Source organism: Symbiopectobacterium sp. RP (assembly GCF_050472005.1).
Classification (GTDB): domain Bacteria; phylum Pseudomonadota; class Gammaproteobacteria; order Enterobacterales; family Enterobacteriaceae; genus Symbiopectobacterium.
In genome coordinates, this window is the sequence record NZ_JBGOGS010000001.1 from 1,664,181 (window position 1) to 1,677,814 (window position 13,634).

Genomic DNA, 13,634 nt, shown 5'->3' on the forward strand with positions numbered 1-13,634 from the left:
GGCAATAGCGGTGGAGGCACTCTCTCACCCCCCAATGGCATGATAGCAAACCTCCATTGCACGCCCCCGCCCGGAATCACTCCACAGATTCCACTGCACTGAAAACCCTGTTTTTGACAAATTTCTGGCTCTCATCACCCAGCCGTTAATTTTGGGGTCGCCATTTTCTTTCACAAAAAGAAACGGGATTTCGGTAAATACTTTCGGGAAAACAACATCAAGCGGCGCACCATATGTTGAATCCAGACGCCCAAAAATTTCTATCTTCCCGTCCGAAAATTTTCGCCAGTAATACCCTGTACCAGACCCCGTTTCTACGATATCGACTACACCGGTTTTTTTGGGCTGGAAGGTCTTTTTCAGGTAAACATCCAGCCACTGATTACCCCATTTGCTGCCGAGAATATTGCCGTCAGCGGCCATTCTTGCCGCCCCGGCATACACGGAAGAAGGGGCACGAAAACCGCCATCTTTATGAAAAATATAATCGCCGCCGCCATCAATACCGTTATTGATGTGTATTCCATCACCGCCCTTGTCTTTCCAGATATAGGCGCACACTTTACCATCAGCATTCGCGAGAATAAAATGCTTACGGTTATCCCCCTTCAGTCCGATTTGGCCACCCTGTGAAATAATGTTGCCATTGACCGTTCCGCCAGTACGTTTATCCAGTGCGTTTTTTGCACAATCTACCGTTTCCGTTAAACCGAGGTTCTTCACAAATTGATTTTTATCGGGGATGTCAGTGCCATTTTCATTTTTTGTTAATTTTTGTCTTAATGATCCAATCAACTCTGCTTTTGCTTTATCAACGGCATCACTCGCTAACTTTTTTATCGCTTCATAAAGCTGATCATGCCTGTTTTTATCGAGTTTAATGCCCGATTTCTCAATGACCGTGCAAGGCTCTTCCTGTAGCGCATCAAAAATGTCACTGTTCAAATGGGTTGACGGTGTTCCTGTTGTCGGATCGCCGTTGGTAAACCCGTTTTTCCCCTGACCAAATTTATCTTTTTGTGCCGTCGGCGTATCAATGCGATGCATCTCGTGCTCCTTCTGGGTAAGCAAAAATGACGTGGGTATGGGAGGGACACTGGCGTCTGATAACGCATTCAACGGCGCTGTCTCCCCACGTGCGAATAGGTGAGGGGCAATCACTGATGCAGGTCATCCAGCGGACATTCGCTTGCGCAGGAATATTCACTCGCCAGTAGTAGCGCCACTTGTCCCCCCAAGACGGATCGGGTGTACTGTCAAGATGTTGAAATTGTTCTATTGTTGCCGTGGGATAACCCAATATTTCTAACTGCTTTTTAAAGAATGCTTCGCTTATACCACCCACCGTATTCACCTTGGCATCAAGGACTTGTTGCCGTTCTCCTGTCGTCTGCTGTCTATTTGCCAGGCATTTGTCCGGCAACCCGCATAATTTTTCGTAGCGATTAATTAATTCAACCGATTGGGCCGGGTTAATTTCAATCATCAGGCTATCGGCGTGTTGATGAGCCTGTGCCAGTGACGGTGCCAGCCCTTTAATGAGCGGATCTTCTTTATCCCATGCAGGCCCCGGCGGTAACAGCGATTGCAGTAGCTGTGTGTATTCCTCGTCGAGTTGACTCATTACGCTCATTCCTTATATTTTGCCCACGTGAGCTCACCCAATACCGGTACTTCCGTCTGGGTTAATTCAATGTCTGCCGTTGGCGCAATCAGGCGATGAGCGACTTCACCTGTAGCAAGACTAATCACTTCAGCGAGCCTTGAGAGAAAAAGCTGGCTGCCGGGTTCTCCTTCTCGATGTAAGAACGCTTTGATTTCAGCAATAACTGCCGCCCGAATGTCTGGCGTATCGGTTGATAAGGCTATCGAGATGAGAACGGTTTTTGCCGTGACGGGAAATACCGTTAAGCCACTTCCGGCAACGGGGGCAAGCGGTAAGATGTGCGCTTTGACTTTAGTTAATATTTCCTGTGTGGGGGCCGGATGGTCTACATCATCACTGGCAACCATGACCCCAACTGTGCCGATACCGTTCTTGTGTCGATGTGTCCATGCCCGACTTATTCCCAGGACTTCTTTCGCCCAGCGAACATAATCACTATCCGCCCCCCCTTGCGGCGTATCGTACCAGCGCGCCATGATGCGTTGTCGCCAGCTATCCAGCGCTTCAATATCGGTGCCTGTCCTGATGTTATCGGCATAGCCGGTAGACGACAGTCCCGTTATCGGGGTTGCCAGACGCAGTGCGATACCGTCTTCGCAATTACCCGCCTGACCGCGGCTTTTTGCAATGATCGGCACGCGAAGTACACCCTTTGCGGATGTTGTTGGGGCCGTTGTGGTGTATATTTGACCATCATCACGGTGTATTTCAGTGTCAGCGGGCATCGATATGGCATGTTGTACCCCCTCCCACCGAACAAATCCGCTCGCCTTGGTGGCCCCTTTTCGTGGACAACGCTTGATATTTCCATGTCGGGTCAACCAGTCTTCATCGGCTAAATCCGGCAAGATATTACGCGCTAAATAATCGATATAGCCGTACAAGGTGTGATTTTCTAAAATAAAAACACTAAAAACATAAAGTTAACTAATATAAAAGCCAAAAATCACAATAATGTTATACATGGTGTTATCCAAAATTGCCTGAACAAATATGCAGAAAAGTGAACGAATCTGAATGCCTAAATCAGTCAGGGAGAGGGAAAAAATCGAAATAGGGAGATGTCTGGCACATCGGCGATGACATGGATGCCGGGGAGATATGACGCTTAGGTAGGCCAGCCAGAGAAGAGGCTTTGACAAAGCAGGCAGGTAAGGATGAACCACGTATCTTTTAGCGACGCGGTTGAGGACAGGCTCCTCTCTTAAAGAGGGTTGGTTATTTTCTGCACTACAAAACTTTCGTAGTTCTGAACCACGTGACTTTAAGTCACACGCTTAGGTCGCTGCACAAATCCGAAATCGTCATTGATATTCAACAGGTTATCTGGGCACACCCCCATGCGGATTTCAAATCCCTATCGGCGATGCAATAATCGTTGCACCGGTATAAACCCCGGGATTTTCCCGTAGTTTAAGCACTTCACACCCCGCTGAATTCTGCAAGTCGTTGCTTCTGGTCATCACTCAAGGAGTAGGCGAACTCTTCATGCTCGGCCTGGAGCGTACCGAACGCCATCAGGAACGCGATCGCAGGGTCAATCTTGTTGGCGGACTTCTTCTTGTTCGGCTTGATATTGGCGTTGGCGTCACTCTCCATCACCACGTTACCCATCGCCCATGCCAGCACCGGATCGCCGTTGTGCCGGATAATCTGGCGGTTAACAAATACCTCGGCAGACTTGGCCACCGGACTGAACCGCATATAGGTTTGCGGGAACGGCTCTACATCCAGTCCCGCGCCCTGTAGCTGGGTTCTCAGGTGGGTAGCGTTCCATGTATCAAAGCCAATCAGCCGGATAGTGAATCGTTCACTGTCCTTGAGAATGTCATCCCGGATGCGGTCATAGTCGATGCAATCCCCCTTCGTGGTGCGTATCCAGCCAGCTTTGGCCCACTGGCGATAGATAGCCCGGTTCTTGTTGGCGACGTTCTCAAGCTGTGCCTCTGGCAGGTAGTGACGAGTGAGTAGCAATATGTCATTTTCACCGGGGAAGGCGTAGCAGACGCTGGTGATATCGCCTGTAGACGACAAATCCAGCCCGGCATAGCAATCCCTCCCGTTGAGATCTTCCTCGCTGTAGTCAGTTTTACAGGCGTCCCATGCGCCCGTTCCCATCCATGGAGTCGCCCCCTGACACCAGAGGTTAAAGCGTTTGGTCAGCATCTCCACCCACTGCGAAGGAATGCCCCGCGCCTTCTGAATCGTATCAACCAGTGCCGCCTGATCGACGGATACGTTCAGGTTGGGATTGGCCTTTATCCATTGATCGGGATCGTCCACTTCGTTTTCGTCGTCGAGTTCATAAATCAGCGCAAACAGGGACTCATTCGTTTCTTCGCCCGCCAATATCTGGCAACAGTAGTCGTAATGCTGCTTACAAGCGGAAACCACATTGCTTCCGGCTGTGGTGATAGCGAACAGCAGCCCCTCGGGACGTGCGCCCATGCCAAGCTCAAGTGCGGAGTACACGGCGTTATCTGGGTGTAGGTGATATTCATCCACTATGGCGAGGCTTGGGTTTGTCCCTTCGATGGTGGACGCTTTCGCCGCCAGCGGCTTTAGCAAGCTGTGGGATTTGGGGTAAATCATCTTGTGTTGCTGAATGGTTAGCCGCTTTCTTAGCGCGGGAGAAATCAAACTCATCTGGCGGGCATCGTCAAACACAATTCGTGCCTGGTCTCGACTTACCGCTGCCGTGTAGATATCGTGCTGCCCCTGCTCCATGACGAGAAAGTAGTTAGCCAAGATCGCCGCCAGTGTTGATTTAGCGTTTTTGCGCGGTACTTGAATGTAGGCACTGCGGTATTTCCTCCTGCCTGTTTCCGCATCCTTGAAACCAATAATATTGGCGAGGGCGAATTGCTGCCACGGCGCAAGATGAATCGGTTGGCCTCGAAGCGGTCCTTTGACATGGGGGCAAAGGGTGGCAAACGCGATAAAGCGCGCTACAGACTCTGTATCGAAGCGGTAAAGGGGGTTACGCAGGTCCTTAAAGTACCTTTCAGCAGCCTCTTTAAGGCGTTTACAGGCGGGAATATTGCCATTCATGACCCCCTCAGCGTATTTATGCCATGCATTTTCTGGCATTCAATAATTTCTCAATGTCATCTTCTTCTTCAGTCTCTACCGGATTGCGGCGGCGGGATACGGGGTCAAAGCCCAGCAGGGAGGCCATTTTTATCATGATGCGTTCGGCATCGGCCTTTGCTGCCAACGACGGATTGCGGGACTCCGCGCCACGGCTGCCTTCAACCGAAAAACCACGCTCAGCAATGTCCGCTATCGCTTTACGGTAAATGGAATAGTTGACGCAATATAACTCAAGACTGTTCCAGTCAGCCGGGTTCAAATCTCCTCGTTCTGCCATGAATTTTGCTTTGGCTTTCCACTCTGTAGCGGCTATCTCGTCGAGGTAGTCAGGTGCTTTAGGTGATCTTTTCATAACTTACTGTTTCCTATAAAATTTCTGCATTTCAAAAAATTGCCGCGCATAAAAATTTGAGGAGGCGGGCGGTCCCGGCAGGGGTAGCCATTCGTCATTCAAACGCCCCCACCCCATCATTTTGATAACCAAAACCGCCAAATTTTCGCCTGTTAACTTTCTCTTCCGATTGCTCTTCACATGAGAACGCCAGAAAGCGCCTGGCTGAGTTGACATCAATTACCCCTTTGATGTTATAGATACAATCATCAACAACTATCTGATTACTCTTGTAAAGTTGCTTCCTGTAGCGCACGATAACTCGATGTGTAATAACGTCATTGATTTGTACTGAACCAATGCGGATAGTTTCGCCTACCGGTGATACCTTTCCCCATGTTGTGTACTCATCTGTATAGACATCTTTTAACTCTGCTTCACCCGTTGGCTCATCGCGGTGTTTGCGAAACAACACTCGTTTATTGAGCTCCCCGATATCAGGGAAACGGTATCTCGCATTAATATCAAATGACCTGCTCATCCCTTCCCCTTAAATATCAATCTCGTATATCCAGTCCCAACGGTGCGCCGCTTTCTCTTCCTGCTCGCGGAACATGCCCGCCTTGCGCTGCTCCTTGGTGAGCGGATCTTTCGTTATCGTTTTGCGAGAGTGGCAACTCATGCAGAGGCTTTGATGATTTTCTTGCCACCAGAACAGAACATCCTTATCGCCATCAATCGGGATGATGTGGTCTACAACCTTGGCAGGGGTATAGATCCCTTTGCTCTCACACATCACACACAGCGGATGCTCATTGAGATACATCAGGCGATACTTTGCCCATTGGCTGGAATAGCCGCGTTGGGTATGAGTTCCCCGGCGCTTATCCAGTCGGCGGTTAGCTGCCCGCTTATGCAGTTCACACTTGCCGGACTTCACACGCTTAAAGCATCCCGGCTCTGTACATCGCCTTAATGGTTGATACGGCATTAATAAATTCCCACGTCACGGTAATAATTCCACAGTGTCTTTGTGGTAAACGGTAACTCGTTAGATTTATCGCCAGCACTCACGGCTTCTCTGCTTTCATACCAGAAGCCAATGAGCAACAGGCATCCCACTTTTAGCGCCGGAGTGAATGCCATCTCATCGCCAAACTGCTTGCCAATATGTTTCTGACAGACTTCCAGCGCCGCCTCAGCGTAAGCCGTTAGCAAACTGTCATCGTCCTGAAACTCCGCCTCTATCCGGCAGTGCTGTTTAATCTCATCCAGCCCGATTTCCGACTTATCCATAGGCGTTTTTCACCTCCATGGACTGCCGCCAAGCCTGACTAAACTCATCGCCACCTTCACGAGGAGATAGCCCTTCACGCTCACGCGCTTCATTGGGATTCATCACTCCGGACTTAATCGCTGTCTCGTAGCTCTGGAATCGTTCTTGCGGGTTCGAGCGCAGCAGGTCAGCAGAATCAAATTCCATCTGATAGCGCACACCGGGTATGCTGGACTCCACCAGTAGCGCCGCTTTAATTTGCTGCTCAAAGTTGGTCAGCCACGGACGGATCGTCATGGTCAGGAAAGCGCGGCTCGCTTCACTAAAATTGCTGTAGGTGCTGTTGCTGTACTCTTGCAGGAAGATAGGACTCACATTGAACATTCTGCCTACGTCCTCAATCGTCATGCGGCGAGAGGCGAGCCATTCCGCATCCTGATTACTCATCCCCAGTTTTTCGTACTGCATGTTGCCTTCGAGGATCGGCGTTTTACCCGCATTCCTCGCACCTTTATAACGGTCTAAGGCTCGAAGGGCCTTGGCTCCCTTTGCATCATCCAGCCAATCACCAGACTTGATAATTCCCGCCGCCATCATTCCATCTTTCATGATGCTGGCTCCGTGGCGCTGTTGGGCTAGGCCAAGTCCTAGCGTTTCTCTGCATTGGGTAATCGGTGAGCGGCCCATAAAGCCATCATCAGTGGCGTATCTGAGATGCAGCACCTCATATTGCAGATAAGTTCTCAATTTGCCGCTGTATGGCTCTGTCACCGTGTAGGCGTAACGATGGTCGCCAATCTGGTTCACCGTAACGGCTTGCGGTGGGTAAGGGTGCAAACTCTTGGGTTGTCCGTCCTTCCCCCATTCAATGACGGCATAGGCATTACCGTTCAGCAGACAATGGCGCATCAGCGTCCGCTTGAACTGGTAGGCCGTCTGGCAATCGTTAGGCGCTTCGTTCAGCAGGTAATCAACCGGGTGGTCACTAAGCCATTCCCGCGCTTCCTGTCCGTCGTGGTGTGTTACCCGATACAGGTAACAAGGCATCGCTGCCACGGCTTCACTAATCACCGTGACGGCATTCATCACGGCGGGTAGCGATTCTGCGGTTATCGGCGATACATATTCCCCGGAGGCGGAGTTAGGGATGCCCGCCAGAGAAAGGAACTCATCTATCGTCAGGCTGCGGGCTTCGCTTTTAGCTCGAAAAGGCCACATGTTCACACCTCCACCCATTGCAGCCAGCGGCGGCGGTCATCGGCTAAATTTTTAGCTGATTGACTCAGTGACCTCTTGGCTATCTCCACTGCACTTTCCGGGTAAGCGGGAAGGCTGGTGATCGTAATTTCCCGTAGCTCGGCAGAGTGAACCGTTCTTACGTACGGCTGGCTGGCGGTATCCCATGCATCCTTGAGTGAGCGAAAAGCAAAGCTCATCCCAGTAATGTCACCACGCTCTACCATCGTCAGCACATCCCGGCCTAGCTGCGTATCCGGGGGATTCAGGGCGAAGTGCAGCCCCGTTTCATCTTCATGCAAGGCCAGTGTACCGGAAGCCGTTCTGCCCAATAGACTTTTGGGGTCATGCTCCCACAGCGCCAACACATCCTGACCCGCCGCCAGATGCTCACGGAAGGCATAGGGGGCGAACTGTTCAACGAATTCATCGAACAGCACATGTGAACGGCTATTCCACTTCACCGCATACCCGGTCAGCGTTTGGTCTTTCCGGGTAAGGGTGGCTGTGCGGATTTCGATATCCGTCGAGGCCATCTTATGCCCCCTTGATTTCCAGCACCTTGATAGCGTTGGAGTCAACCAGCCCGCCGCCCAGATATTTACTGGTGTGCAGCTTGAAGAAGCCCGGCTCGGTGATCGCATCTGGACGGGTACGGGTGCCGGTCTCATGATCAACGATGGTGTAGCCGCGCTTGAAGTCACCAACCGCCAACACGGGCTTACCCGCTGCGGCATCCGGCATGTATTCGAGGTAATGTACCGGGTGGCCCAACAGCATATCGGGGTCGCCCGCTTGCATCCGGTCGCGCCAGATGTAATCACCGTTACCGTTCTTCAGCTTTTGCAGCAGGGCTGCGGTATTGGAGTTCATCACCCATACGGCGTTTTTGCGGTATTGCTTCTTGAGCTTGAATATCAGGTCGATTAGCTCATCGGACGTTGGCGCAGTTGCGGCAGTTACCCGCTTTTCCAGTGTGCCGAATGCCCGTTCCTTGTCGGCTTTGGCATCACGGGGATAGGCCAGAAAACCTTTTGCCTTCTTGCTGCCATCACCTGTAACCAAATCCGTTTCTTCCGTCTCGGTGAAGGTTTCGGCGATCTCCTCGGTCAGCCAAGAGAAAATATCAACATCGCTAAAATCAATAATTTCCTGTGTGGTCTTCGGATAGGCATATACCGGGAAGAGCTTGATGCTGACTTCTTCCAGCTTCGGAGACGCGGTTTCGCCACGTTTCTTACCTTCTTCGCCGTGAGCTACCGCCGCGCCCCCAACAGAGACGAGTTTTTTATATTCGTTGCTGTGAACCCGCTTCACCGTACAAATCTGGCGCATATCGGAATGAGCCGTCAGGCGGCGCATAATCTGTTTGTCGAGTTCAGGAATAACTGTGTAGCCGCCATCAGCCGGTACGCTGGTTGATAAGGAGCGAGTATCGCCCGTCATCACGTAGTGGCGTAATTCTTCATTGGTGAGCGGCTGGCTCGCCGGGGGAGTGATATCAGCCTTGGATCGTGTTTCTTCAGCAATAGATTCATAGCGGGCAATATCGGTATTCAGGGAATCAGCCTGTGAGCGTAATTCATCAAACTGTTTCGCTTCTTCGTCATTCAGGCTGCGTTTTTCCTGTTCAGATTGCGTTAATAGGGTTCGCATCTGTTCAGCAATCGCCGTTTTTTGCTGGCGCAATTCAATTAATTTTTTCATGGCATCTCTGTTTGTTTGGAAATAAACCTGCAACACCAGAAAAAAGTGCAGCGGTTACTGTCAGAAAGATAACCGCCGCTACCACAAAAAGTATTGCAAGGATATAGTTATGTCAGAACAGAAAATATTTTACACCTGCCGAATGCAGAAATAAATATAATCACTGACACTACCATTTAAAGTGAGTAAAAATAAATGCTCACGAACGAATATGAAAAGCATTTATTTATCCAGAGGCGGTTGTTTTTATCTTTAGTGCTCGTAAATATTCTCCTTTTGTACCGATTTATCCCTCTCAAGGGTGATATCAACCATTGCCAGACAGCCTTCAACAAAGCCCTCAGCAGGCTGTAGCCGCTTGATGAGCGTTGTCCGTGAGATACCGAGACGGTTAGCAATGGCGCGCTGTGGCTGGCGTTTAAAATAGTGCATGTGAATCAGTTGATGGTAATAACTGTTGTAATGCTTTAGCCGTCTAATAGCCGCATCTATCTTTATACCGTCATCATCACAGCAACTGGGGAGTGATTTTTTCGTGGAGGGAATAACACCCTTCATGAATACCGACGCGGTCTTCCATTTACCATCAATGCGGTCATCTGCTGCCCACGCTCCCCACCTTTCAAGCACAAGCTGAATATCCCGCATAATAGGGCCTTAATGTCAAAAGAGGATGGGGTATTTTAACATGGTTATCTATTATTAATATTCCACGGCGCGTTCTCAATCTTTTTATACAACCAATGCAGAGAAAAGTTAGGTCGTTAAATCACTTCTGTCTGACGCTGAGGATTAATCACAAAGTGGGTCAGATTTACTTTGGTAGTGACATCACGTCTGAGTGCCACTGTTCAAGATATACATGGAAATAATAACCCCCCATCAGAGACAGGGGTAGTATGGGTAAATATGAGAATAAATAATTTATATTTCTTTATTTTTAAATGCTTCAATTTCACATAACCAGTAACCTATCGTGTTGTCTGTCTCAAAAATAAAATCACAGAGTTCTTGGCTTGGTCTTGACCCTTTTCTTATTTTTGTGATCCCTTTCATATAGGCATTGTAAATAGCAGGCTCCACAAATCCCCTTTCAAAATCAGTTAACTCTCCGCGCTTAAGTTGTCCTTGAATCTCTTTAAGGGCAGATTGAGCATATTCTTTCAGTCCACTAACCTTATCGCTAATAGCTTTATCTTGCCTATACCGTGGATACATCTTATTTAGGTCCTCGGCAATATCATCAACACGGCGTTTAATTTCCATCAATCTTTTCATTTCCCATCCCTATTGATTGCCAGCCAAGAGAAAGCCTTCACGCTGGCAAATGTGGTTAATTTTTGGCCAATACGTTAACATCGAAGTCATGCGCTCAGTGCTTACCCCCCACCCCTAGAAAGTTTTGGCTTTTCCCCCTCTACCTCTCTACCTAAACGGCTCAAGCCAGAAGTGGCGCGGCTTTGAGGGGTAGAGAACGCCCATTTTTCTATTCTACCTCCTCCCTACCCCTCTCTACCTAATCGAAATGGCTGGGTAGAGAGAGGTAGACAACAGGTAGAGAGTAAATCTTTCGCTCTCTACCTCACTGAAACCCTTCTCCTGTCTGGCTTTAATAGGTTTTAGGTAGAGAAGGTAGAGAGCATTATGGGTAAACTCTTTATAGGTGGAGGGGGTCATTCATTGGGAATGCTATTGCCATAAGTGTGTGGCAGAAATGCATTCACTAAATCTGTTAACTGAACGTTGGTTTGCGTCACCCCTTTGATGCATCGGGTTTTATACTCCCGTCCGAATTCCATCGCGGCCTCCGTCATCGCCTTACTAAAATTTTGTACACTGAGAGGTTTCCCCAGCCCGTAATATTCCAGATATTCTTTATACAGGTGGTACAGATAGGTTTTCGGTTCTGAGCGGATGCATTTTCCTCCACCCATCATCAGACCACACGCCTTTTCCATAAAGTACAACGAGGCGCACATCGCTATGACTGAATTGGTTTCAGCTTTAACTACCAGCGCTTCCTGAGAATTGCGTTGCTCGGTTAGTAGCGTCTTGGCATGTTCTTCCTGGCTGGCAAATTTAGCCAGCAGATGACGAATAATAACGGGAAGTTCAGTGGCTATTTTGTCTGCCATCAGCGGATCTTTATCACCCACTACCGCATTGAACGGGAAGATCACCCGCCGCCGTGCAATACCGCCTTGATGTTCGGTTAATATCATCGGGTCGTTGTTGGTTGCAATCACAACGGCTTTAATCTGTGTACTAAACCGTTTTTCATACTTCGGATTAATCTCAACCAGATCGCCCCCTGTAATGGCTTTAATGCCTGCGCCCTCTCCCACATACTTAACCTGATCCGGCAGTATGATGAATCGTTTACCGACCAGTTGCGCCCGTCCGCCAACATCATCCAGTGATTTCATGTTGGCGCTTACCGTGTTGTGCTCACCCGCTAACAGTGTCGCAATCCGGGTAAAAATACTTTTCCCGCTGCCTCCTTTACCCGTGATTTCAATAAACAGTTGCCAGTCATAACGATTCGCCAGCACCATATAGAGCGCCGCCAATATCGCATCCATCTTTTTCACACCGTCAGCGGCTGAATGTGCAAGCCATTTATAAAAATTAGGCGCGTTATCTTTCAGGTTTTCACCAGGTACAGGCAACATATATTCAACGCCATTATGGTTATATAACCAGTCTTCGCCATTGTGCTGCCTGAATTGTTTGTTCTTTAAATCGTAAACACCATTACTGAACCCGATAAGATCATCAGATGGAGTACCCATAACCGGAACCTGTAGTTTCATCGCTTCAACAGCATTTTTGATGCCTGTCGGTGTGTAGGGTGTCTGGTACGCATTAAAGATTGCCACCATATCGCGCTGTAAGTCAGTATCGGCTATTTTTTGCCAGACAGTCCCATCATAACAATACGCTGTATTGCTCTCTGGATTTACCGCAACCTGACCATAACGCGCAGCCAGCAGTTCCCCACGTTGACTTGCCGCCATCTGACTCAGTTCCGGGCGGCGGTCTTCTTTGCCACTCCTAATCACCGTGATTGTTGCTTCTTTCATACTGGAACCCTTTGGCTGATACAACCCGCTGGTAAATGCTTCTGTGGTGGCGGCTAGCCCGTTTTTTTGGCGGTAGTCATCCCAGTCGGCCTTATGGTCAGTCGGCGGCAACGTTACCCAACCAGAGACAGCCGTAGCGGCGCTCTCAGCCTTCTCCTTACCCGTGTTGCGCTCATCGGGCTTAATGTCGTTATCTGCGGCGATGATGATCTGCGCATCCGGGCAACGCTGTCGCATCACCTGAGCAGCTGGCAGCAGGTTCCCGGCGTCAACCGCTGCGATAATTGTCGCATCAGGGCGGAACTGCTGAACCGAAAGCGCCGTTGCCAGCCCTTCGGCGATAATCACCGTTTCTGTCGATTCAACGGAATTGACCTTGCAGAAAGCGCCTTTCTTCACCGTTCCGGCTACCAGCCGTTTACTGCCATCGGGCTTAATCACCTGTGCGCCTGTCGTCGCGCCAGCGCCGTTTTTCAGTACCAGCAGCAGCGATCCATCGGACAGTATCGGGAAGGGGCATTGAAGCCCCTTTGATGCAAGGTAAGCAGACTGCCCCGTAGAGGCTTTTGCAGCCAGCGCCGCAACTTTCCCGGCGATATCCGTTTGAGGCTTCTCTTTGGCTTGTTTTGGTTCCGGCAACGGCATTGCCATAGCTTCAGCTACCTTTCCAGCGGCTTCAGGAGCGCTGCACTGGAACACCTTCATCACCAAATCCAGCCCTGTACCCGCCCCACAGTGCGAACAAAGATAGGTTCCTCGTCCCTCCAAATCATCGAAGCGGTAGCGGGTATTACCACCACAGTGAGGACATTCGCTTTCCTTGCGGTTGGTTGATATACCGAGGCGCTCCAGAATTGGGTCCCAATGCCCGCTGGCCTTGAGGCGGACATCATCGACAAAAGTGGTCATACCCCACCTCCGAGCGTTGACGTCATATCCGCCAGCATCGACTGCCAGATTTCAGCACCGGGGGCCGTCAATCCGTACTCGGTGACGCACTTTTCCAATAACCGTATGGCAGCGTCCTCCCATAGCCTGTAGTTCTGCTGCAAGGCTTCCAGAAAATAGCTATCCACGAGGTCACGGACACCTTTCACCCCACCAACTATCTGAACTTCAATGGGGGGTATAGTTTCAATCACAAAGTGCTCCCCACCATTGGTCTTGGTCAGATGGTCATACAGCACCGCCGAATACTGGTTAGCCAGCGCATTAAGGCGGAAGTTTTTTGTTACCAGTGTC

General features: G+C 49.8%; 15 protein-coding genes. All 15 read right to left on the bottom strand.

Annotation, left to right across the window (positions count from 1 at the left end):
* Positions 1–24 precede the first annotated feature (24 nt).
* A complete protein-coding gene (locus ACD630_RS11145; RefSeq protein ID WP_430359091.1) occupies positions 25–1,047 on the bottom strand; it encodes a hypothetical protein in 1,023 nt (340 codons plus the stop codon).
* Positions 1,034–1,624: a YmfQ family protein gene (locus ACD630_RS11150; protein ID WP_430358824.1), complete on the bottom strand. Its 591-nt coding sequence runs from the start codon at positions 1,622–1,624 to the stop codon at positions 1,034–1,036. Before ACD630_RS11150 ends, ACD630_RS11145 begins: the two co-directional genes overlap by 14 nt.
* 5 nt (positions 1,625–1,629) lie before the next feature.
* On the bottom strand, positions 1,630–2,550 hold the full coding sequence (locus ACD630_RS11155; RefSeq protein WP_430359092.1) for a baseplate J/gp47 family protein: 921 nt from the start codon (positions 2,548–2,550) through the stop codon (positions 1,630–1,632).
* A 538-nt stretch (positions 2,551–3,088) separates the two neighbouring features.
* Positions 3,089–4,717 carry a terminase large subunit gene (locus ACD630_RS11160; protein WP_430359093.1) on the bottom strand — a complete coding sequence of 543 codons (1,629 nt, stop codon included), beginning with the start codon at positions 4,715–4,717 and terminating at the stop codon, positions 3,089–3,091.
* A gap of 16 nt (positions 4,718–4,733) precedes the next feature.
* Positions 4,734–5,111: a phage terminase small subunit P27 family gene (locus ACD630_RS11165; protein ID WP_430359094.1), complete on the bottom strand. Its 378-nt coding sequence runs from the start codon at positions 5,109–5,111 to the stop codon at positions 4,734–4,736.
* A gap of 94 nt (positions 5,112–5,205) precedes the next feature.
* Positions 5,206–5,631: a phage head closure protein gene (locus ACD630_RS11170; protein WP_430359095.1), complete on the bottom strand. Its 426-nt coding sequence runs from the start codon at positions 5,629–5,631 to the stop codon at positions 5,206–5,208.
* Positions 5,632–5,640: 9 nt separating this feature from the next.
* Positions 5,641–6,081, bottom strand: a complete 441-nt coding sequence (locus ACD630_RS11175) for an HNH endonuclease (protein ID WP_430359096.1) — start codon at positions 6,079–6,081, stop codon at positions 5,641–5,643.
* Positions 6,081–6,386, bottom strand: coding sequence for a head-tail connector protein (locus tag ACD630_RS11180; protein WP_430359097.1), 306 nt, complete (start codon positions 6,384–6,386; stop codon positions 6,081–6,083). The genes ACD630_RS11175 and ACD630_RS11180 overlap by 1 nt, the downstream gene beginning before the upstream one ends.
* Positions 6,379–7,602 (bottom strand): phage portal protein, encoded by a 1,224-nt coding sequence (locus tag ACD630_RS11185; protein WP_430359098.1) that lies wholly within the window; start codon positions 7,600–7,602, stop codon positions 6,379–6,381. The genes ACD630_RS11180 and ACD630_RS11185 overlap by 8 nt, the downstream gene beginning before the upstream one ends.
* The gene (locus ACD630_RS11190; protein WP_430359099.1) at positions 7,587–8,138 is read right to left on the bottom strand and encodes an HK97 family phage prohead protease; all 552 of its coding nucleotides are present in this window, start codon (positions 8,136–8,138) and stop codon (positions 7,587–7,589) included. The genes ACD630_RS11185 and ACD630_RS11190 overlap by 16 nt, the downstream gene beginning before the upstream one ends.
* Before the next feature lies 1 nt (position 8,139).
* Entirely contained in the window at positions 8,140–9,309 is a 1,170-nt protein-coding gene (locus ACD630_RS11195) for a phage major capsid protein (RefSeq protein ID WP_430359100.1), read from the bottom strand.
* 252 nt (positions 9,310–9,561) lie between these two features.
* Complete coding sequence (locus tag ACD630_RS11200; RefSeq protein WP_430359101.1) at positions 9,562–9,957, bottom strand: antiterminator Q family protein; 396 nt, start codon at positions 9,955–9,957, stop codon at positions 9,562–9,564.
* 276 nt (positions 9,958–10,233) lie between these two features.
* On the bottom strand, positions 10,234–10,587 hold the full coding sequence (locus tag ACD630_RS11205) for a hypothetical protein (RefSeq protein WP_430359102.1): 354 nt from the start codon (positions 10,585–10,587) through the stop codon (positions 10,234–10,236).
* 395 nt (positions 10,588–10,982) lie between these two features.
* Complete coding sequence (locus tag ACD630_RS11210) at positions 10,983–13,301, bottom strand: toprim domain-containing protein (RefSeq protein WP_430359103.1); 2,319 nt, start codon at positions 13,299–13,301, stop codon at positions 10,983–10,985.
* Positions 13,298–13,630: a hypothetical protein gene (locus tag ACD630_RS11215; RefSeq protein ID WP_430359993.1), complete on the bottom strand. Its 333-nt coding sequence runs from the start codon at positions 13,628–13,630 to the stop codon at positions 13,298–13,300. Before ACD630_RS11215 ends, ACD630_RS11210 begins: the two co-directional genes overlap by 4 nt.
* Positions 13,631–13,634: the final 4 nt, after the last annotated feature.